Annotated in this window: 19 protein-coding genes, 1 tRNA gene and 1 rRNA gene; 8 read left to right on the top strand and 13 right to left on the bottom strand. The window is 61.5% G+C overall.

Annotated features, from left to right (window positions below; genetic code table 11):
* From ACJO2E_RS05245 to tyrS, 3 genes are all read right to left on the bottom strand, one after another.
* Nucleotides 1-77: transfer RNA gene (locus ACJO2E_RS05245), tRNA-Ile, on the bottom strand.
* Nucleotides 78-184: 107 nt separating this feature from the next.
* Nucleotides 185-1725: ribosomal RNA gene (locus ACJO2E_RS05240) — 16S ribosomal RNA — on the bottom strand.
* A gap of 388 nt (nt 1726-2113) precedes the next feature.
* A complete protein-coding gene (gene tyrS, locus ACJO2E_RS05235) occupies nt 2114-3319 on the bottom strand; it encodes a tyrosine--tRNA ligase (RefSeq protein WP_406962511.1) in 1206 nt (401 codons plus the stop codon).
* Between the two features lie 286 nt (nt 3320-3605).
* Here tyrS and ACJO2E_RS05230 point away from each other — a divergent pair, with 286 nt between their 5' ends.
* The gene (locus ACJO2E_RS05230; protein WP_406962509.1) at nt 3606-5042 is read left to right on the top strand and encodes an OapA family protein; all 1437 of its coding nucleotides are present in this window, start codon (nt 3606-3608) and stop codon (nt 5040-5042) included.
* Between the two features lie 8 nt (nt 5043-5050).
* A complete protein-coding gene (locus ACJO2E_RS05225; RefSeq protein WP_406962507.1) occupies nt 5051-6151 on the top strand; it encodes an anhydro-N-acetylmuramic acid kinase in 1101 nt (366 codons plus the stop codon).
* 7 nt (nt 6152-6158) lie between these two features.
* Here ACJO2E_RS05225 and erpA read toward each other — a convergent pair whose 3' ends face one another.
* From erpA to argC, 4 genes are all read right to left on the bottom strand, one after another.
* Nucleotides 6159-6512 carry an iron-sulfur cluster insertion protein ErpA gene (gene erpA / locus ACJO2E_RS05220; RefSeq protein ID WP_406962505.1) on the bottom strand — a complete coding sequence of 118 codons (354 nt, stop codon included), beginning with the start codon at nt 6510-6512 and terminating at the stop codon, nt 6159-6161.
* Between the two features lie 100 nt (nt 6513-6612).
* A complete protein-coding gene (locus ACJO2E_RS05215; RefSeq protein ID WP_406962503.1) occupies nt 6613-7131 on the bottom strand; it encodes a bactofilin family protein in 519 nt (172 codons plus the stop codon).
* A gap of 2 nt (nt 7132-7133) precedes the next feature.
* Nucleotides 7134-7874 (bottom strand): DUF6776 family protein, encoded by a 741-nt coding sequence (locus ACJO2E_RS05210; protein ID WP_406962501.1) that lies wholly within the window; start codon nt 7872-7874, stop codon nt 7134-7136.
* Between the two features lie 30 nt (nt 7875-7904).
* Nucleotides 7905-8942: an N-acetyl-gamma-glutamyl-phosphate reductase gene (gene argC / locus ACJO2E_RS05205; protein WP_406962499.1), complete on the bottom strand. Its 1038-nt coding sequence runs from the start codon at nt 8940-8942 to the stop codon at nt 7905-7907.
* A 227-nt stretch (nt 8943-9169) separates the two neighbouring features.
* On the opposite strand from argC, the gene ACJO2E_RS05200 reads away from it, so the two are divergent.
* From ACJO2E_RS05200 to hemL, 5 genes are all read left to right on the top strand, one after another.
* The gene (locus tag ACJO2E_RS05200; RefSeq protein ID WP_406962497.1) at nt 9170-10945 is read left to right on the top strand and encodes a chloride channel protein; all 1776 of its coding nucleotides are present in this window, start codon (nt 9170-9172) and stop codon (nt 10943-10945) included.
* A gap of 2 nt (nt 10946-10947) precedes the next feature.
* A complete protein-coding gene (hemJ, locus tag ACJO2E_RS05195; RefSeq protein WP_406962495.1) occupies nt 10948-11370 on the top strand; it encodes a protoporphyrinogen oxidase HemJ in 423 nt (140 codons plus the stop codon).
* A 46-nt stretch (nt 11371-11416) separates the two neighbouring features.
* Entirely contained in the window at nt 11417-12184 is a 768-nt protein-coding gene (thiD, locus tag ACJO2E_RS05190) for a bifunctional hydroxymethylpyrimidine kinase/phosphomethylpyrimidine kinase (RefSeq protein WP_406962521.1), read from the top strand.
* Nucleotides 12181-12849, top strand: a complete 669-nt coding sequence (gene thiE / locus ACJO2E_RS05185; protein ID WP_406962493.1) for a thiamine phosphate synthase — start codon at nt 12181-12183, stop codon at nt 12847-12849. Before thiD ends, thiE begins: the two co-directional genes overlap by 4 nt.
* A 72-nt stretch (nt 12850-12921) precedes the next feature.
* Nucleotides 12922-14202 (top strand): glutamate-1-semialdehyde 2,1-aminomutase, encoded by a 1281-nt coding sequence (gene hemL, locus ACJO2E_RS05180; RefSeq protein WP_406962491.1) that lies wholly within the window; start codon nt 12922-12924, stop codon nt 14200-14202.
* 21 nt (nt 14203-14223) lie between these two features.
* Here hemL and ACJO2E_RS05175 read toward each other — a convergent pair whose 3' ends face one another.
* The 4 genes from ACJO2E_RS05175 to ACJO2E_RS05160 all read right to left on the bottom strand — a co-directional run bounded on the left by ACJO2E_RS05175 (nt 14224) and on the right by ACJO2E_RS05160 (nt 17341).
* Complete coding sequence (locus ACJO2E_RS05175; RefSeq protein ID WP_406962489.1) at nt 14224-15453, bottom strand: tetratricopeptide repeat protein; 1230 nt, start codon at nt 15451-15453, stop codon at nt 14224-14226.
* Between the two features lie 162 nt (nt 15454-15615).
* Complete coding sequence (locus ACJO2E_RS05170; protein WP_406962487.1) at nt 15616-16068, bottom strand: hypothetical protein; 453 nt, start codon at nt 16066-16068, stop codon at nt 15616-15618.
* Nucleotides 16065-16748 (bottom strand): anti-sigma factor family protein, encoded by a 684-nt coding sequence (locus tag ACJO2E_RS05165; RefSeq protein ID WP_406962485.1) that lies wholly within the window; start codon nt 16746-16748, stop codon nt 16065-16067. Before ACJO2E_RS05165 ends, ACJO2E_RS05170 begins: the two co-directional genes overlap by 4 nt.
* A 14-nt stretch (nt 16749-16762) precedes the next feature.
* Nucleotides 16763-17341, bottom strand: a complete 579-nt coding sequence (locus ACJO2E_RS05160; protein WP_406962519.1) for an RNA polymerase sigma factor — start codon at nt 17339-17341, stop codon at nt 16763-16765.
* Nucleotides 17342-17589: 248 nt separating this feature from the next.
* Here ACJO2E_RS05160 and ACJO2E_RS05155 point away from each other — a divergent pair, with 248 nt between their 5' ends.
* A complete protein-coding gene (locus ACJO2E_RS05155) occupies nt 17590-18513 on the top strand; it encodes a DUF4382 domain-containing protein (RefSeq protein WP_406962483.1) in 924 nt (307 codons plus the stop codon).
* A 53-nt stretch (nt 18514-18566) separates the two neighbouring features.
* Here the strand turns inward: ACJO2E_RS05155 and ACJO2E_RS05150 are convergent, their stop codons facing one another.
* Nucleotides 18567-19124, bottom strand: coding sequence for a tetratricopeptide repeat protein (locus ACJO2E_RS05150; protein ID WP_406962481.1), 558 nt, complete (start codon nt 19122-19124; stop codon nt 18567-18569).
* A complete protein-coding gene (mrcB, locus tag ACJO2E_RS05145; RefSeq protein ID WP_406962479.1) occupies nt 19124-21445 on the bottom strand; it encodes a penicillin-binding protein 1B in 2322 nt (773 codons plus the stop codon). Before mrcB ends, ACJO2E_RS05150 begins: the two co-directional genes overlap by 1 nt.
* Nucleotides 21446-21548: the final 103 nt, after the last annotated feature.

Raw genomic sequence — 21548 nt, 5'->3', positions numbered from 1 at the left:
TGGTGGGTCTGGGTGGACTTGAACCACCGACCTCACCCTTATCAGGGGTGCGCTCTAACCACCTGAGCTACAGACCCGGTTTTGCTTGTCACAAACAAGCCAAGTCGGGCCCGAAAGACCCTTTGCTCTCTTCTCATTGACCAAGTAATTCGTGTGGACTCTGACCGAAACCTCCAGCTATCGTTAAGGAGGTGATCCAGCCGCAGGTTCCCCTACGGCTACCTTGTTACGACTTCACCCCAGTCATGAACCACACCGTGGTGATCGTCCTCCCGAAGGTTAGACTAACCACTTCTGGTGCAATCCACTCCCATGGTGTGACGGGCGGTGTGTACAAGGCCCGGGAACGTATTCACCGCGACATTCTGATTCGCGATTACTAGCGATTCCGACTTCACGCAGTCGAGTTGCAGACTGCGATCCGGACTACGACGCGTTTTATGAGATTAGCTCACCCTCGCGGGGTTGCAGCCCTCTGTGCGCGCCATTGTAGCACGTGTGTAGCCCTGGCCGTAAGGGCCATGATGACCTGACGTCATCCCCACCTTCCTCCGGTTTGTCACCGGCAGTCTCCCTAGAGTTCCCACCATTATGTGCTGGCAACTAGGGATAAGGGTTGCGCTCGTTACGGGACTTAACCCAACATCTCACGACACGAGCTGACGACGGCCATGCAGCACCTGTGTTTGGGTTCCCGAAGGCACCAATCCATCTCTGGAAAGTTCCCAACATGTCAAGGCCAGGTAAGGTTCTTCGCGTTGCGTCGAATTAAACCACATGCTCCACCGCTTGTGCGGGCCCCCGTCAATTCATTTGAGTTTTAACCTTGCGGCCGTACTCCCCAGGCGGTCTACTTAGTGCGTTAACTGCGCCACTAAGACTTCAAGAGTCCCAACGGCTAGTAGACATCGTTTACGGCGTGGACTACCAGGGTATCTAATCCTGTTTGCTCCCCACGCTTTCGCACCTCAGCGTCAGTATTGGTCCAGGTAGCCGCCTTCGCCACTGGTGTTCCTTCCTATATCTACGCATTTCACCGCTACACAGGAAATTCCACTACCCTCTACCATACTCTAGCCTGACAGTTCGGAATGCCGTTCCCAGGTTAAGCCCAGGGCTTTCACATCCCGCTTATCAAACCGCCTACGCGCGCTTTACGCCCAGTAATTCCGATTAACGCTTGCACCCTCCGTATTACCGCGGCTGCTGGCACGGAGTTAGCCGGTGCTTCTTCTGCAAGTAACGTCAAGCATGCTGGGTATTAGCCAACACGTTTTCCTCCTTGCTGAAAGTGCTTTACAACCCGAAAGCCTTCTTCACACACGCGGCATGGCTGGATCAGGGTTGCCCCCATTGTCCAATATTCCCCACTGCTGCCTCCCGTAGGAGTTCGGGCCGTGTCTCAGTCCCGATGTGGCTGATCATCCTCTCAGACCAGCTACGGATCGTCGCCTTGGTAGGCCATTACCCCACCAACTAGCTAATCCGACATAGGCACATCCAATAGCGCAAGGTCCGAAGATCCCCTGCTTTCCCCCGAAGGGCGTATGCGGTATTAATCCGGGTTTCCCCGGGCTATCCCCCACTACTGGGCAGTTTCCTATGCATTACTCACCCGTCCGCCGCTCGACAGCGGGGAGCAAGCTCCCCCTGTTTCCGCTCGACTTGCATGTGTTAGGCCTGCCGCCAGCGTTCAATCTGAGCCATGATCAAACTCTTCAGTTTAAATCATACAAGATCCGAAGATCTCTAATCTTGCTCAAGACAAAACTCATTCTCGACGAGTCGCTTGCCTCGATTATCTGTCGCCAGATAGTCTCGGCCAGCGCCCACACGAATTACTTGGTCAACTTGTTAAAGAGCGTTGAGCATCTGCTCAATCAAGGCCGCGTATTCTACATCAGATCGCCACCTTGTCAACGATTATTTCAAGGTTTTTAACGCCGCTCCCGAAGAAGACCTGAACCGCAAAAACCCAAATCAAACAACCGCTTACTTCGCCTTCCCGTTCAAGCCCCATGGGCCGTGTCCGTCGAAGTGGGGCGCATTCTACAGCCTCACCGATTCCTGTCAACGGCCAGATCACAAAAAGTTTCGTTTTCTTTAAAATCGATCAATCGACAATCAGAACACGGGCAATCTTCTTCTTGCCCGCCTGAATCACCACATCCTCGCCTTTCGCAAAACGACGACCACTATCCTCAAGCTGCTCGCCATTGATGTAGACAGCCCCCCGCCCAAGCACATCCCGGGCCGCAGCACCATTCTTTACCAACCCGGCAAGACGCAGCACCGCAGAAATGGGGAGCTCTTCCTGCCCCTCCAGGGACACTTCCACTTCCGGCACATTCTCCGGAATCGCGCCGAGCGCCACACGGTTGCCAGCGGATTTATGGGCATTGGCGGCCGCTTCTTCGTCATGGAATCGGGTGATAATCTCCTCCGCCAGGACTTTCTTGTAGTCCTGCGGGTTGGCACCGGCTTCCACGGCCTTGCGGTATTCCTCCACCTCCGCCAACGGGCGGAGACTGAGCAACTCAAAGTAACGCCACAGCAGTTGATCGGGAATTGAAAGCAGCTTGGTGTACATCTCGCCCGGTGAATCCGTAACCCCGACGTAGTTGCCAAGTGACTTGGACATCTTCTGAACGCCGTCGAGCCCCTCCAAAATCGGCATGGTCAGAACAACCTGGGGATCCTGCCCGTAGTGCCGCTGCAGGATGCGCCCCATCAGAAGGTTGAACTTCTGGTCCGTACCTCCCAACTCCACGTCTGCCTCCAAGGCGACAGAGTCGTACCCCTGGACCAGCGGGTAGAGGAATTCGTGGATAGCGATCGACTGCTCGGCGCGGTAGCGCTTGTCGAAGTCATCCCGCTCCAGCATGCGGGCAACCGTGTACTGACCTGCAAGCCGGATCATGTCGGCCGCGGTCATCTTACTCATCCACTCGGAGTTGAACACCACGGTGGTTTTCGCCGGGTCGAGAATCCGGAACACCTGCTCTTTATAGGTCACCGCGTTCTGCTTGACCTGCTCCTCGGTCAATGGCGGCCGCGTGGCACTTTTTCCTGAGGGATCACCGATCATGCCGGTGAAGTCACCAATCAGGAAGATCACCTCATGCCCCAGGTCCTGGAACTGACGGAGCTTGTTGATCAGCACCGTGTGCCCCAGGTGGAGATCCGGCGCCGTTGGGTCAAACCCGGCCTTGATCTTCAGCGGCCGCCCTTCGCGGAGCTTTTCCAACAGGGACTCCTCCGGAATCAGCTCGTCCACCCCACGCTTGATGACCGCCAGCGCCTCTTCAACAGATGCCATAAACCTTGAACCCCATAGCAAAATCAGGCGGGCCCGTTACAGTCCTCAACAAAAGTAAGCTGAGCGTAACCGCAAACCCTGATACATTTGGACCTTTACCGGCTTCCCGGCTGTATAAATTCAGGCCGGAGATTATATCAGCCGAATCAGGAAAATCTGCCGTGATTCTTTTATTTCGGCGTGAAAGTGCGTGCTTTTTATACGAATCAGCATGCTCTATACTTGAGCCATCACTTGAACCAGATCACACAAGCTGCGGAAGTAGCGATAAAAACAGGTTGTTGACGTGATTAAAACGTTCCCCAAGATTCATTTGATTGCCGTTGCCGGCATCAGCCTCGTCGTGGGTTCAGCCCTGGTGCTCAGCCCCAGCGCCGACGTCGAAGCAAAGCGCATGACCATCGACCTGGACCTCCAACAGGAGTCCGGAAAAGCCACCGACGGTCCTGAACAACCGGTGGCCAACACCGATAGGTCAGCACCTGACGCCGCGCCGGGCTCAGCTACCCATGAGGGTGCCGAAGCACCGCCAAGTCCTGACCAGGCCACAGCAGCCGCCCCCGAACAACCCGCCCCGCCTGCGGAACCCGCCCTTGAGTGGACCAGAGTGGACGTTGAAAGCGGCGACACCCTGTCGACCCTGTTCAACGAAGCCGGCTTTAACGACGGCCTGATGCTTTCCGTTATCCATGGTGATGGTGACGCCGAGAAGCTCCAGCACCTCTATGTTGGCGAAACCCTGGCTTTCGGCACTTCTCCCGATGGCGAGCTGGAAGAAGTACGGCTGGAGCGCAACCGGCTTGAGTCCCTGGTGATCGAACGCACTGACGAAGGCTATGCGGGTGAAACCGTCCTGCGCGAGCCGGAACCCCGGGTTGCCTTCGCCTCCGGTGAAATCGAAGGTTCCCTGTATCTGGCCGGGAAGGAAGCCGGACTGGACGATCGGGTCACCATGGAGCTGGCGGGGATCTACGGCTGGGATATCGATTTTGTATACGATGTCCGCAAGGGTGACACCTTTGAAGTGATTTACGAAGAACTGTACCTGGACGATGAAAAGATAGACAACGGAAAGATCATCGCCGCCCGCTTTGTCAATCGCGGCCGGGAAGTCATCGCCCTTCACTATACCGACAGCAACGGCGACAGCGACTATTACACTCCCGATGGCGACAGCATGCGCAAGGCCTTCCTGCGCACGCCCATCAACGCCCGGGTATCCTCGCCGTTCAATTTGCAGCGTCGCCACCCGGTACTGGATGTGGTACGCCCCCATGAAGGCACCGACTATGCCGCACCAACGGGCACTCCCATCAAGGCGGCCGGCGATGGCCGGGTGTCCTTCGCTGGCTGGAAGGGCGGCTATGGCCGCACCGTCGTGCTGTCCCATGGCGACAACATCACCACCCTGTATGCCCATATGAGCAAGCTGGGCAAAGGCATCAGCAACGGCACCCGGGTCGAGCAGGGCCAGACCATTGGTTATGTCGGCGCATCCGGCATGGTGACCGGCGCTCACCTGCACTATGAATTCCGGGTCAATGGTGTCGCCAGGAACTCCCGCACCGTCGATCTGCCGGAAGCCAACCCGGTACCGGAAAGCGAGATGGCCCGGTTCAAGGCCGCCACCCAGCAGCAGGTTGCGCAGCTGAACACCCTCGGGGAGGGCTTCCGCCAGGTTGCCATGGCCGAGGAAGCCGTCGCCGACGAAGAGCAGCAGTAAGGTAACCCGTGTCCTTCTACATCGGCCTCATGTCAGGCACCAGCATGGACGGCATCGACGCCGCACTGGTGGAACTGGATGGGGCCGGTAGCGCATCACTATCCGCCACCCACACCGAGCCTTTTCCCGCCCCGCTCTACCAGTCAATTGTAGATCTCAGCCAGAATCGCGGTACCCCCGATGACCTGGGGCATTGCGACCGGGCCGTGGGTGAACTCTTTGCCCGGGCCGCCCGGAACCTCCTGGCATCCTCGGGCTACCAGGGCCCGGTGACCGCCATAGGCAGCCACGGCCAGACCATTCGTCACCAGCCACTCGGGCACGATCCCTTTACCCTGCAACTGGGCGATCCCAATGTGATCGCGGAGCGCACCGGCATTACCACCGTGGCGGATTTCCGTCGGCGGGATATGGCCGCCGGTGGCCAGGGGGCGCCGCTGGTGCCCGCTTTCCACCACGCGGTGTTCGGATCCCCTTCCGAGAACCGGGTGCTGGTAAACATTGGCGGCATTGCCAACCTCTCCTGGCTGCCCGCCGGTGGCGCTTCCGCCCACGGAGGCTTCGATACCGGCCCGGGCAATGGATTGATGGATGCCTGGTGCCACCGGCATACCGGGAAGACCTATGACGCGGAAGGACAATGGGCACTGACGGGGCAAGTCCTGCCCGTCCTGCTGAAACGCTTCATGGAGGAGCCCTACTTCAGCCTGACGCCCCCCAAGAGTACCGGCAAGGAGCTTTTCAACCTGGATTGGCTGGACGCCCGCGTGGACCGGGAACCGGGATTCGCACCGCAGGATGTACAACGGACCCTGCTGGAGTTGACAGCTCTCACCATCGCCAGGGCACTGCCATCACAACGCCCACTGGCCGTCTACGTCTGCGGGGGCGGCGCCCTGAATACGGCGTTGATGATGCGGCTCGGCGAGTTGCTGGCACCACAGGGTATGGTATACACCACAGCGGACCTGGGGATCGACCCCCAATGGGTGGAAGCAGCGGCTTTTGCCTGGCTGGCAAGACAAACCATGGAAGGACTGGCCGGCAACGTACCTGCCGTCACCGGAGCCAGCGGGCCGAGGGTGCTTGGCGGGATCTATCCCGCGTAGACGATCATCAGATGGCGAAGGAAGAACCGCAGCCACAGGTGGATGTGGCATTGGGATTCTGGACCACGAACTGGGAACCCTGCAGACCTTCCTGGTAATCAACGGTAGCGCCGACCAGGTACTGGTAGCTCATGGGATCGACCAGCAGGGTAACACCATCACGGTCAACCGCGGTGTCGTCTTCCTCCTGGCTGTCATCGAAGGAAAAACCATACTGGAAGCCAGAGCAGCCCCCGCCGGTGACAAACACCCGCAGCTTGAGGTCGGGGTTGCCCTCGTCCTCAACCAGTTCCTTCACCTTGGCGACCGCGTTATCACTGAAAAACAGCGGTACTGCTACCTGTTCCTGAACTGCGCTCAATTCTGCCTCCCGACATCACGTTGATGATGTCATTATGGTATTCCCGAGTATTCCGATCAACTATAGACCCTGCCGGCCCTGCCATGGTTCCCGGATCAGGCTACTCCGCCTTGTCCCCCGCGGCCTTCCGCTCATCCATGGGGATGGCGCCGGGCTCGCCGGGGGAGTCTTCCGGCAGGTCATCGCCGTCCCGGCCCACCAGTTCCGGTTTACCGGGACCGGCCAGCCGACGCGGCAGGTTAACAGTGTCCTTACTGTGGACCATATTGCCGTTTACCGAAGCGCCAGCCTCCATCTCGATCAGGTTGTAGAAGACATTACCGGTAATGGCGGCCTTTTCGGCAAGTTCAAGGTGCGCCAGTGCATATACGTCGCCTTTCACCGTACCATTGATAACGATATTGGGGGCAACGATATCGCCCTCTACTTCACCGCACTCCGACAGACGGAGCAATGCGTTGTCCGCCTGTTCTTCCGCCACCACGCAGCCTTTCACCCGGCCGTCAATGTGGAGGCCACCGGTGAAATGGATATCCCCTTCTACCCGGGTCTTGGCCGAAATCAGGGTATCGAAACGGCCCTGGGGACGCTTGGCTTTCTGCTTCTTGTTGCTGAACATGTTTAATTCTCCGCGAGCGGCTGCCATTCGAAGGTTCGCTCCGCCTGGGAGGCGTTACTTCCTTCCGCCTTGGCAACCACCTGGATTTCATAGGGTTCAAAATTGTCAGGCAAGGCCAGCGTGCCTTCCACATCCTGGAAATAGCGGAAGCGGAAACGCACACCCAGATCCTCGACATCCTCTGACAGGTCCCTCAAGGGAATGACTTCCTGTTCACCTTCCAGCTCCCCTATGATATTCACTGCCACCACGCCCGAAATGTAGCTTTTGTTGTCACCTACCTGGGTCAACACCAGCTTGAACTCGTAACGGCCCTCGCCACGGACATCCCGGAGCGAGAGCTGGTCCACCTGCAGCCCCTTGCTCACCTCCGATGGCGCCATGATATTCCGGTAGAAGGTCAGGTCCGCCTCCAGGGTCGCAATAGTGGCCTCCAGGTCGGCAATGGTATTGCGGGCGGAATTAAGGGCCTCCCCGTCAATGGCCTGGCTGCGCTCCAGGCGCACCTTCTCCTGTCGGACCTGATCATAGTCCGCCTTGACCTCCGCCAGCTCCTTGGCCAGTGATGGCCGGCTCTGGGCCACGTCCTCAATCCGGTAACCGCCCTGGGACCAGCCGACGCCATAACCCACCAGACCACACAGTGCGCAGAGCAAAAGCACGCCGATCACCCGATAGGGGCGGAACGTCCGCCGCCTGGGCACAATAACGAATTCTTCCTGGGCATTCCGGGTTTCAGCCAAGGTTCCTGCCTCCGACGATGAACGTCAGGGTCATGGCAACAGCGCCGGGGCCCGAAGGCCCGCGCGCTCGTCGAGGCCGAACATGATGTTCATGTTCTGGACCGCCTGACCGGCGGCACCCTTGACCAGGTTGTCGATGACCGAACTGATGATCACAATCGGGCTGTCCTCCTGCCGGTGCAGGGACATGCGGCAGGTATTCTCGCCCCGGACACTGCGGGTTTCCGGGTGACTGCCAAAGGGCATGACGTCCACGAACGGCTCGTCCCGGAAGCGGTCCTCAAACAGGCCCTGCAAGCGGTCGAAATCGGACGGATTTTCCAGTTCGGCATACAGCGTGGCCTCGATACCGCGAATCATCGGCACCAGATGGGGCACGAAGCTGACCCCCACCCTGCCGCCGGCGGCCTGCTCCAGGCCCTGACGGATTTCCGGCAGGTGACGGTGACCGGAGGCGCCGTAGGCCTTGAAGCTCTCGCCCACCTCACCATGGAGCATGCCGATCTTGCCCTGACGACCGCCACCGCTGGCACCGGATTTGGCATCCGCCACCAGGTGCCCTGTACGCACCAGGCCATTCTCCAGCAGCGGCAGGAAGCCTAACTGGACCGCCGTGGGATAACAGCCGGGGTTGGCCACCAGCTCCGCCTCGCGGATCGCATGGCGAGCCACCTCAGGCAAACCATAAACCGCCTTTGCCGCCCATTCGGCGGTGTCGTGGGGCATACCATACCAGCGTGCCCATACCTCCAGGTCCTTGATGCGGAAGTCCGCCGACAGGTCCACCACACGCACGCCCCGGGCAAGCAATTCCGGCGCCATGCGCATGGCCACGCCGTGGGGTGTGGCAAAGAACACCAGGTCACACTGGGCCAGCACTTCGACGTCAGGCTCACTAAAGACCAGGTCGTAGTAGCCTCGGAGATTGGTGTACATGTCGGCAACAGCCATACCCGCCTCCGAGCGCGAGGTAATGCACGATACCTCCACCTCCGGATGGGTAGCCAGAATCCTGAGCAACTCGACGCCCGTATACCCCGTGCCGCCAACTATGCCTGCTTTAATCACCGATCTCTCCTGTACTTTGAAACTGTGGAATGGGCCAACCCCGACGGGAGACCACTGCGTCACCCTAAGGAGCCTGCCGCCCCATTGCCCGGCAAACCCCTAGTCTATCATGATAAACCAGTGTCTTATTGCAGCAGCGACCGGGCTGGTTACAATGCCACATAACCCACTGTATTGATTAATCCGCCGTCCGGTGAATCAAGGAGCTCAGTGCCAATGGCGACGCCATGGAGAAGTTAAGGAAACTGTTGACCGACAACCTGGTGTCCAGGTTCCGTCGGCGCCTTGCCGGCGTGGACGCCCTGCCGCAACTGGCGTTGCTTGGCCTGCTGTCCGGCGTGGTCACCGGCGGTGTGATCCTGCTGTTCCGTTTTGCCATTGAGTGGCCGCTGAGCCACTTCCTGCCCGGCGACAACGCCGAGAACTTCGAGGCCCTTGACTGGATGACCCGTGGCGCCCTGCCCCTGGCGGGGGCCCTGCTGCTGGGACTGTTCCTCAACCAGTTGGCCACCCGCGACCGCAAGGTGGGCGTGGTCCATGTCATGGAGCGCCTGAACTATCACCAGGGCTATATTCCCCTGCGCAGTGCCCTGGTCCAGTTCGTGACCGGCATCACCACGGTGGTCACCGGGCAGTCCGCGGGCCGGGAAGGACCGGCAGTGCACCTGGGGGCCACCTTTTCCAGCCTGATGGGCCAGTACATGCGGCTGCCCAACAACAGCATCCGAACCCTGGTGGCCTGTGGCTGCGCCGCCGCCATCTCGGCATCGTTCAATACACCCATTGCCGGGGTCATCTTCGCCATGGAGGTGGTGATGATGGAATACACCATCGCCGGCTTCACCCCGATCATCCTGGCCGCCGTCAGTGCCGCCATTGTCACCCACGCGGTCTATGGTACCGAGCCGGCCTTCTCGGTACCGGCCCTGACCATGAACTCGCTACTGGAGATCCCCTGGATCATCGCCATTGCCATCGTGATTGGCGTGGCAGCGGCGGGGTTCATCCACCTGCTGTCCTGGACCAGCCGGTACCAGCACCATTCGATACTGTTGCGGCTGGGCGCCGCCGGTCTGCTGATGGTGCCCTTTGCGATCCTGGTGCCGGAAGTCATGGGGATCGGTTACGACACGGTGACCGGCACCATCTACGGCCAGATCGGATTCTGGCTGCTGCTGGGTGCCGGCATCGCCAAACTGCTGATCACGGCACTGACCATCGGCCTGGGCATGCCCAGCGGCATCATCGGTCCGACCATCTTCATCGGCGCCACCCTGGGCGGCGCCATGGGGCTGATCGGTGCCGCCGTAGCACCGACGGCCACGTCATCCGTGGGTTTTTACGCCATGCTGGGCATGGGGGCCATGATGGGGGCGGTTCTGCAGGCGCCACTGGCCGCTCTGATGGCGCTGCTGGAACTGACCCGCAATCCCAATATCATCCTGCCTGCCATGCTGATCATCACCACCGCCACCCTGGTAACCAGCGAGGTATTTGGCAAGAAATCCGTGTTCCTGACCATGCTCCAGACCCAGGGCCTCAGCTACCACAACTCTCCCATCATCCAGGCCCTGAGGAGGGTGTCGGTGGGTGCCATCATGGAACGGAGCGTGACCCGCACCGACCGGACGATCAGTTACGAGGATGCCCGCAAGCTGCTCAAGAACGAACCCAAGTGGCTGGTGGTGGAAGGCAACAACGGCCCGGCCGCCCTGCTGCCTTCCGTCGACCTGGTCCGTTTCCTGGAACACCTCAGGAACCGGGAAGCCGAGGAAGACCGGCCCCTGCCGGAGACCATCGACCTGATGGAAATGCCGGCCAACCGCCGGGATGTGGCCCCGATCCAGTACCAGGCCACCCTGGAGGAAGCCCTGGACCAGTTTGAGTCCTCCAAGGCGGAAGCCCTGTACGTACAGCGACATGTGGCGCCAATGATCCAGCGAATCTACGGTATCGTCCTGAAATCCGATATCGAAAGCTATTACCAATACCGACGGAGTTGACCATGCTCTGGGTTAAAGCCCTGCATATTATTGCCCTGGTGTGCTGGTTCGCCGGCATCTTCTACCTGCCCCGGCTGTTCGTCTACCATGCCGCCTGCGAGGACCAGGCGGGACGCGAGCGCTTCAAGGTCATGGAACGCAAACTGTATAGAGGTATCAGCACGCCCTCCATGGTAGCCACAGTGGTCTTCGGGGTATGGCTGTTGAGTTACAATGTGTCGGGCTATTTCAGCCAGGGCTGGATCCACGCCAAGTTACTGCTGGTGGCCCTGCTGATCATCTACCATTTCTACTGCGGCCATCTGGTGAAGGTGTTCCGGGATGACCGCAACCAGCGCAGCCATGTCTTCTACCGTTGGTTCAACGAATTGCCGGTACTGGCGCTGGTTGCCATCGTGATCCTGGCCGTGGTCAAACCCTTCTGACTTTTCCGAGGAGATTGCCATCAAACTTCATGAACGCCCCCAGGTACTGATCGTTTCAGGACTGGACCCGTCCGGGGGAGCCGGCCTGCAGGCGGATATCCAGGCGGTCACCGCACTGGGCGCCCACCCGTTGCCAATGCTGAGTTGCCTGACGGTCCAGGACACCCGCAACGTCTACAACGCCGCCCCGGTGGATGCCGACCTGGTCCGCCAGCAACTGGAATGCCTGGCCGGGGACTGCCGCATCGACGCCGTCAAGACCGGTGCCATGGGCAACGCCGACGTGGCCGGAGTGCTCGCCGATTTCCTGGACCAGCACCCGGATGTGCCGCTGGTCGTGGACCCGGTCATCAAGGCCGCCGGCGGTGGCGACCTGGCCGACGAGGCCCTGCTGGAAGCCATGAAGACCCGGCTGTTTACACGGGCCGACGTCATCACGCCAAACGGTATCGAACTGGCCCAGCTGGGCGCCAGTGACGACGAGGAAACGGCGGCGAATGCCCTGATCCGGCAGGGCTGCGCCGGCATCCTGGCTACCGGAGGCCATGGCACCGGCCCCAGCATCACCAACGCCCTGTACCGCCCGAGCCAACCGGTCCGGTCCTGGCAGATCGCGCGGGTGGGCGGCGAATACCATGGCACCGGCTGCACCCTGGCTGCTGCCATCGCCGCCGGGCGCGCCCAGGGCCTGCCCCTGGAAGACGCCATCGAGCAGGCCCAGCGTTTTGTTGCAGGGGCCATCAACCACGCCCTCAGGGTCGGCAACGGCCAGCCAGTGCCGGACCGGGGCGTGCCCTGGTCCGGGAAATCATGAGCACGTCCACCTTCGGCAAGGGCCTGCGACCGGGGCTCTACGCCATTACCGACAGCACGCTGCTGCCGGAGGACGCCTTGCTGCCGGCAGTGGAGGCCGCCCTGCAGGGCGGGGCCGTGCTGGTCCAGTACCGGGAGAAGCGCCTGCCCCGCACCGACCGCCTGCGACAGGCGACCGCCCTGAACGAACGCTGTCGGGCCTTCCAGGTGCCACTGATCATCAACGATGATCCCAAGCTGGCCCGGGCCTGTGGTGCCGCCGGCGTGCACCTGGGGCAGGAGGACGGTTCTGTGGCCGATGCCCGCCGCCTGCTCGGCGACGATGTCATCATCGGGGCTACCTGCCACTGCCGCCTGGATCTGGCTGAACGGGCCCGCGACGAGGGCGCGGACTACCTGGCGTTCGGCCGCTTCTATCCGTCGTCCACAAAACCCGGGGCGTCACCGGCAAGCCCTGACATTCTTCGCCAGGCCGCGTCCCTGGGGCTGCCTCGCACCGCCATCGGCGGTGTCACTGTGGACAATGGCGAACCCCTGATCCGCGCCGGGGCCGACCTGCTGGCTGTGGTCGGTGGCCTTTTCGGCGGCACGCCGGAACAGGTGGAGGAGCGGGCCCGGGCCTTTACCCGGCTGTTCGCCGACCACCACCCGTTTTTCAATCTCTGATAGCATTGCCATCCCGATCCTGCGAGTTCCGCCAGGACACCCGTTTCAGTCGACAACCGAGGAGCCGCTGACATGACACAATCAGAAACGCTGTTTGAACAGGCACAGAAATACATTCCCGGTGGTGTCAATTCACCGGTGCGGGCCTTCCGCGGCGTTGGCGGTACACCGATTTTCTTCAAGCATGCCGAAGGCGCCTACCTGTACGACGAGGACGATAAGCGCTACATCGACTACGTGGGTTCCTGGGGACCGATGATCGTCGGCCACTCCAACGATCACATCAAGCAGGCCCTGCACAAGCAGATCGACCTGGGGGTCGGCTATGGTGCGCCCACCGCTATCGAGACCGAAATGGCTAAAAAGGTGTGCGAACTGGTGCCCTCCATCGAACTGGTGCGGATGGTGAACAGCGGCACCGAGGCCACCATGAGCACCATCCGCCTGGCCCGGGGCTACACCGGCCGCGACAAGATCATCAAGTTCGAGGGCTGCTACCACGGCCATGTGGATTCGCTGCTGGTGAAGGCCGGCTCCGGCGCCCTGACCCTGGGCGTCCCCAACTCGCCGGGCATTCCCACCAGCCTGGCGGAGCACACCATCACCCTCACCTACAACGACAGCGAGGGTGTACGCCAGGCCTTTGAGGAGCTGGGCGACCAGGTGGCTGCGGTGATCGTGGAACCGGTGGCTGGCAACATGAACTGCATCCCGCCGGCACCCGGTTTCCTGGAAACCCTGCGGGAGGTCTGTGACGAGCACGGCTCGGTGCTGATCTTCGACGAGGTGATGACCGGATTCCGGGTGTCGCTGGGCGGTGCCCAGGGGCACTATGGCATCACCCCGGACCTGACCGCCCTGGGCAAGGTCATCGGTGGTGGCCTGCCGGTGGGCGCCTTTGGCGGCAAGCGGGAAATCATGGAGCACATTTCGCCCCTGGGGCCGGTCTACCAGGCCGGCACCCTGTCCGGTAACCCGCTGGCCATGACTGCCGGCCTGACCACCCTGAACCTGATCTCCGAGGATGGCTTCCACGACCGCCTGACCGAAAAGACCCGGGCCCTGTGCGCCGGCTTCCGTGAGGAGGCGAAGAAGGCCGGAATCCCGCTGACGGTACAAAGTGCCGGCGCCATGTTCGGCCTGTTCTTCACCGAAGAGCCGGAAGTCAGTCGTTTCGACCAGGTAATGAACTGCGACGTGGAACGCTTCAAGGCATTCTTCCAGGGCATGCTGAAGGAGGGCATCTACCTGGCACCGTCAGCGTTCGAGGCGGGCTTTACCAACGCTGCCCTCAGTGACGACGACATCGCCGAGACCATCGCCGCCGCCGGAAAGGTCATGGCGACCCTGTAGGGCACTTTTTCGGGGAGACCTTCAGAAGGTCTTCCCGACCCCTACCCACAGGTTGTAACGATCGTAGTCGTAACCGTCCAGCGAGCTCTCGTTCGACTCGTAGGACAGTTCGCTGCTCACGAACCAGTCAGGCGCCAACTGCCAGTCAACCAGGATACCGCCGGACCAGCGGTCGTCCTGCCGCTGTTCCGAGACCGGGCCGGCGGAGGTCTGCCACTGGTAATCCTCGTCGTAGTCGCTGTGCCGGTAGGCGCCTTTCAGGGTCAGCGCCAGCCTCTCCGCCAGCGCCTTACGCCAACTCAGCTCCAGCCCCTGCCGGAAGGGGGAAACACTGGCGGCGTAGTCCGGATCCCGGATATTGTCCCGGTCTGCCAACCCGAGCCGCAGCTCCACACCCAGACGCCCTCCCCACTGATGCTGGTAGACCCCCACCTCCAGGTCATACTGACCGCCATCGTACTCCGGGTAACCAGATCCTCCTGATACCGCCGCCAGTTCCAGGCGGGCATAACAGTGATCAAGCGGACCGCAGCCTTGCTGGCGGATTAACCCCTGCACCCCGTAATAGGATTCCACAAGGCCGGTGTCGAGCCACCAGTGCCGGGTGAACATCGTTGCCTGGAGATCCGTGGCCGCCACCCGGGTCTGCCAGCCCAGGTCCCCCTCCAGCAGGCTCAGGTTCGACTCCAGGTTACCGGGAAAGCGCTGGTGGTAACCCAGACCGTTCCATATCCAGTGATTCCCGGTCGAGGCGCTACCGGAGCCCAGTGAGAACATGACATCGGAGTAGGACTCTCCCAGCCCGGAAGCCGCATTGTCCGGCAACTGGTCGACATTGGAGTCATAGCCGGCACCCACCATGACCAGACCGACCGGGTATCGGCCCGCTTCCGGTTCACCGGCAGGAGGCGTATCAGAGAGACGTTCAAGCTGACGGGCAGACAACCCCCGGATCTTCTCGTTCCCCGACTCCATCGACAGGGCCAGGAAAATATCACGGGCATCGGTGAGATTGTCCGTGGCCAGGGCAATCAGGCCCAGGTTGTACCGGGCCAGGTCCCGGTGGGAGGTGTCCAGCAGTGCCCTGAACTCCCGGGCCGCGGCGTCGTATCGCGCCAACCGGTAGTTCACCACACCGAGGTTGTAGGTCAGGGCATTGCTTTCCAGCCCCGACGCCCTGGCCTCCAGGAGATAGTGCCTGGCCTGTTCGGCATCACCGGACTGGAACGCCTGAACGCCCTTCTCAAGCATAGCCTCCGCGTCAGCGGGAACCGATCCCTGGGCCTGACAGACGACCGCCCAGCCCAGAAGAAACAATGTGGAGAAAATCGTTGCGGTGATCTGCAAGCCGTGCCTCGACCAATGGAAGAAAACGCCGTGTCGGTTCGCTATCGACTGTCCCGCCGGGGACCATCAGGGCCGACGGTCATTGTCCGGTCGATCCGGGCGCTCCGGGTTATCCGGTCGGCCAGGGTTACCCGGAGCGTCGGGCCTGCCGGCATCCGAACGGCGTTCCCGGGCCCGTTCCGAGGCGTCACCACGCATCTCGGCCGGATTGAAGCCCGGTCGATTACGCTCCAGCCCCGGAGGCCCGTCCTCGTTCAGCGGGTTACCTCCACCAGGTTGCTCACCTGAGTTGCCCGGGTTGTCCCGGTCGTTACCCGTCGCTTCCGTGGGTCGGGGCAGGCTGATCTCACGGGTAACCTTCTCCGTCACGTCATCGTCGGTCACCATCCGCATGGTAACGCCCAGGTCGTTGTCGGCAAACACGGCCGGAGCCACCAGACAGGCCGCCAGGTTCAACAGCAGCAACGTCCGGGGAAAGGCCTTCCACCCATTATTGCAGAATTTCACCTTGTCATTCATTCGGTTGCTCCTGGGTCCACCAGCCCGACCGGAATCGGGGCCCGAAAGGTTTTACGGCGACCGCCGTCATCCAGCCGTGCCACCAACTCCCCCTCGGCGGGATAAAGCACCCTCAACGGCAAAGTCAGCACGTTGTCGCCGGGGCTGAGATCCACCTGCCAGCTCAGGGTATGCCGGCCCGGGAACGGCTCCAGTTCGACATTGTCGGGCAGTTCCAGGGTCAGTTGAACGTTCTCCAGCGCCTCCTCGGAGGCAAACGCCACGCGAACCTGGCGGACCTCCGGCTCCAGGACCGCAAGGGCAGCGGCGTTCCCGTTCGCGGTATCCCCAGGCTTCCAGGACGCCATCGGCCAGAGCACCACCGCCAACACGACCGCCGCAGCCACGGCAAACCCGATAGACCTAGGTTTCACGGAAACCTTGCCGCGGCCGCCACTGGCCGCATCGAACACCCGTGTTTCAAAGTCGTCCGATGGGGGTTCGTTCGGCGCAACCTCGATTACCAGGCGCTGCACCTCGTGGGCCCAGTCCAGATACTCCCCACACGACCGGCAACGGGCCGCATGATTGAACAGGCGTACACGGTCCTCCCGGGACAAATCCCCGGACAGCAACCTGTCCACATTGGCTCGCAGTTCGCCACAGTTCATTTCAATCTCGGAATCCGTGTGTTTGGACATATCGGGTGCATCCACTACTTCACAAGACGTTGGTCTGCTTCGGACGGTTCCACGTTACTTTCGAGTTTCCGTCTCAGGGCCGAACGAATTCGATGTAACCGTGACTTCAGGGTGCCGACTGGCAGGTCCAGCACCTCGGAGAGATCCTCAAGCCGCCAGCGGTCCACATCGTGGAGCAGCAACAGGGTCCGGTGATCGGCGGGCAGCGCATCGAGCAGGCCCCTGACGACCGGCCCCAGCCGGTCCAGCTCCAGCCTCTCGTCAGGCCCGAAGCCCGGGTCCGGCACCGTCTCGAGCCAGGGCTGCAGGCTATCCGGGTCAGCAAATTCACTTTCGAACTTCAGCGACCGCTGGGCCTGCTTACGGTTAATATCGACAAAGTGGTGGTACAGAACACGATTGAGCCAGGTTCCGGGCCTGTCCAGTGTTTCCAGCTCATCCAGTTTCGGATACAGCTTCACCACAACGTCCTGGACCAGGTCCTCCGCGTCCTCCCGGCGCCCCGTCAGGCGATAGGCAAACCGGTACATCGTACCCAGGTGGGGCTGTACACGAGTCTCGAAGCGCTGACGTCTCGATCGCCGGAAAGGCATCAGTACCACAATGAAGCCTCTTGGAGTGGTTGCTGCAATCCTGCGTTATACCAGAAAAACCACCGATTGAGGGTGATCCGCTTTCGCCGGATACAATCCGTTCCTTTCTTTACATTATGTAATATGGAAACGGGAACCTCCGACCAACTGACCACGTGAAATCAACAGGGGTGACGAATCCACAACGCCCCACAACCGATAAACGAACGCACACACCTGACATTAGATTCCAGCTCGGAGGAAGGCCCATGAACAATCCGGTTCTTAAAACCATCAGCATCGCAACCCTGGCTGCGGCAGTGGCCGCCTGCGGTGGCAGTGGCAGCAGTGACAGCGATTCATCGACCGGTACGGCCTCGCTAAGCCTGACCGATGCGCCCGTTACCGACCTTTCCGCAGCACAGTTGAACATTACATCGGTGGAGTTGAAGCCGGCGGATTCGGACAGTGTCACCATCGACCTGGAAACCGCCGTCGACATCAACCTGCTGGATTTCCAGGGTGGCAGGGTAGCCCAGCTCTTTGACGGAGAGGAACTCCCCGCCGGCGAATATGAATGGATTCGCCTGCACCTGGGCGAGGACCCGTACGTTATCGAGGCCTCTGATCCAAACCAGACCCCCATTTTCCTGTTCCTGCCCTCCGGTCGCCAGACCGGCTTGAAACTGCAGGGCGGATTTGTCATTCCAGCCGGCGATACCGCCGAGTTCACGATCGATTTTGATGTCAAGAAGTCCATTATCAATGCCGGTGGCAATGCACCCTCCGGCAGCGACAAGTACATCCTGAAACCGGCCCATCGCCTGGTGGACAATTCTGAATCAGGGGCCATCGTGGGTGAGGTGGATGTTGTCAACATTGAACAGCAACTGGGTTGCGCGGTGGATGACGGCTACGATGGCTCGGTCTATGTCTACGAGGGCGCGGATGTTGAACCCACGGACCTCAACGTGAACGAGGAAGGCGGCCCGCTGGTGGCAGTGACGGTATCCAACGAGGACCAGGCAAGCCTGTACAGCTACAAGGCCGCCTTCCTGCCGGCCGGGGACTACACCATCAGCTATACCTGTGAGCCGGATGACAACGAAGCCTCCGAGACACTCGAATTCGTTGGCACGCAGAATGTGACGGTTACCGCCAATGCGGAGACAACGGCTGAGATCATTCAGTAATCAGGTAAGGTCAACCGTTCCGAGAAGCCCCCGCCCCGCGGGGGCTTTTTTTATCAAAGCTGCTGGGCCCGCCGTTCCGCCTGCTCGGCACCGGCCACATTGCCCCGCTCCCGGCGGATACCGGCCAGCAGTTCCCAGCCGGCTTTTTGCAGGCTGGTGTCGGAGCCGGACAGGGACAGGCCCTTGAGGGTGAACTGCTCCGCCGCCCCCAGGTTGCCGGTCCGGACATAGGCCTCGGACAGCTTGAAGTAGACCTGGGCAGACCGGGGTGAGATACGCTGGGCCCGCTCAAGCTGGCCCAACGCGGCTTCGGGGTTACCCTGGGCCATCAGGTCATCCGCCTTGCGGATCAGGCTGGCCGCCGCCGGGGAAAGGTCGTCGCCCTGCTCCTGGTAGCCCGGGCTGGGCGCCCGGTCCTCTTCCCGCGTTTGCGGCTGTTCGGACAGGCGCTCCGTCCGCTCGTCATCCTCCCGTTCCACCTGTGGCGGCTGTGGTGCAGTCTCCGGCGAGCGGTCACCTCCGCCCGGCGGTGCATAGATATCGGACGCACAACCGGCCAGCCCCATTGAGAGAGCCCCCAGGAACATCAACTTCCGTAACCCCTGATTCATTAGAACAATCCTTCAAACCAGCCACGCAGGCGTCTTGAGAAATCACTGCCACACCCCTCGAACTGCGTCGGCTCACTGCCGACGATAAAGGGAATCAGCCGCGCATTTTCACAGTGATCGTCGGTGAGCACACCTTTCTCACTGTTGACCCACTGATACTGTACGCCATCCGGCACCACCGGTGAAAAGCCGTGTTGCGGTACCGACGCCATGAACCGGGTCCAGACCGGCAGGGCACCGGAGGAGCCGGTCAGCGAGGTCGGGCCGTTGTCATCACGACCCACCCAGGTTACGGCCAGCAGGTCGCCACTGAAACCGGCGAACCAGCTATCCCGACCGTCATCGGTGGTGCCGGTCTTGCCAGCCAGCCCCAGGCTCTCCGGGATGGTGTAATAGGCGGACCGGCCGGTTCCCTCCCGCATGACTTCCTGCATCGCATACTGCACCAGGTGAACCGCCGCCGGGTCAGCCACCTGGTTCACCTCCAGATTGTAGCGATTAAGCACCTCGCCCCGGGCGTCGGTGACATCGCGGATGGTGCGCAGGGGCGTATTGAAGCCGGAGGTAGCCAGCCCCTGGTAGATCTGCGCCACCGTCACCGGCTCCATGGCCACCGCCCCCAGCAACATTGAGGGATAGGGACTGATCTCGGAGGTCACCCCGAAGTCCTGCAAGGTTTCCCGGACCGCCGGCACGCCCACATCCAGGCCAACGCGCACCACCGGCAGGTTCCAGGAGCGGGACAGGGCCATGTGCAGTGGCACCTCGCCCCGCTGCTTGCGATCAAAGTTGCGTGGTTCCCAGCGCTGGCCATTCTCGAACTCCAGGGCCAGGCCGGTATCCCGCACCGGGGTGATCAGGGTGTAACGGTCCGGCTCCGCCAGCGCCGTCAGGTAGACAAAGGGCTTCACCAGCGAGCCGATGGGCCGGCGCGCATCCAGTGCCCGGTTGAAACCGGCGAAGGTGGCATCACGACCACCCACCAGGGCCTGGACCTCGCCGCTGTCCCGGGAGGTGACCACCATGGCCGCCTCCAGCCGGGTGTCCGAGGAACCACGGTCCAGTTCGTCCAGGGTCTCTGTGACGGCGGTCTCCGCCTGCTCCTGGATCGCCGGATGCAGCGTGGTGAAGATTCGCAGGCCTTCGCTCTGCAGGTCTTCCTGGCGGTAGTCCCGGGCCAGGTGACGCTTCACCAGGTCGATAAAGGCCGGGTAGCGGTTCTCCGACCAGGAGGGTCGGCTGGTAACACCCAGGGGCCTGGCCCGCGCCTCGCTGGCGGTTTCCGCATCAATACCGCCATGCTCCTCCAACAGGTCAATCACCAGGTTGCGGCGGGACAGCGCCCGCTCCGGGTTGCGGCGGGGGTCGTAGTAACTGGGTCCCTTGACCATCCCCACCAGCAACGCCGACTCATGGAGCGCCAGATCCTGGAACCGCTTGCGGAAGTAGAACTGGGAGGCAAGCCCGAAGCCGTTGATGCTGCGGCTGCCGGCCTGTCCCAGGTAGACCTCGTTCAGGTAGGTCTCCAGAATATCCCGCTTGTCGTAGTGCCACTCCAGCAGCAACGACATGATGGCTTCATTGCCCTTGCGGATCAGGGTCTGGTCCCGGGTCAGGTAGAAGTTCTTGGCCAACTGCTGGGTCAGAGTACTGCCCCCCTGCACCACCCGCCCGGCCTTGATGTTCGCCACCATGGCCCGGGCGATGGACAGGGGGGCGAGCCCGAAGTGGTCGTAGAAATCGCGGTCCTCGGTGACCAGCAGTGCCTCCTCGAACAGGGGCGGGGCATCATCGAGGCTTACCAGCACCCGGTCTTCCCGATGGGCCGGGTAGATACCACCAATCTCCGCCGGGGCCAGGCGGACCACCGGCGATGGATCACCCTCCAGCACGCGCAGGCCCGACACCCGGTTGCCGGAAATGGTCAGCGACAACCGTCGGCGGGGCTCCTCGCTATCCACAAAGTCGAAGCCACGGGTGGCGATAACGAAGCGGCTGCCGTTCTGCTGCCAGGTTCCGGACTGACGTCCATCGCCGCTCCTGTACCCAGCCAGCTCCAGCTCCTGGCGCAGTGAAGATCGGCTCACGCTGGCGCCGTCGTAGAGTTCCAGTGGCCGGGCGTAGACCCGGGACGGCACCTCAAACCGGCGCCCCTCGAAGCGGGAGGTCACCACGGCATCCAGATAGACGGTCCAGCCCGCCAGCAGTACCAGCAGGATAAGGCCCAGACGCCAGCCTAAAGACCACAGGCGTTGCCTGAAGGTTGGGCGTGACTTGCGGGCGGGGGATTTTCTGCGTTTGGGGGGCGATTTCTTGGGCATCCGCGGATTATAACCAAACAACACCATCGGCCGTCATCCGCTGTCGGTGTTATTTGTGTAATGTCGTCGTTATGATAGTGCCGTCACGGACACCCGGCCCCAC

Source organism: Marinobacter shunpengi, assembly GCF_045449695.1.
In the GTDB taxonomy this organism is placed as follows: domain Bacteria; phylum Pseudomonadota; class Gammaproteobacteria; order Pseudomonadales; family Oleiphilaceae; genus Marinobacter.
Note: the sequence above shows the minus strand (reverse complement) of the source record. Positions and strands in the feature narration are given on the sequence as shown.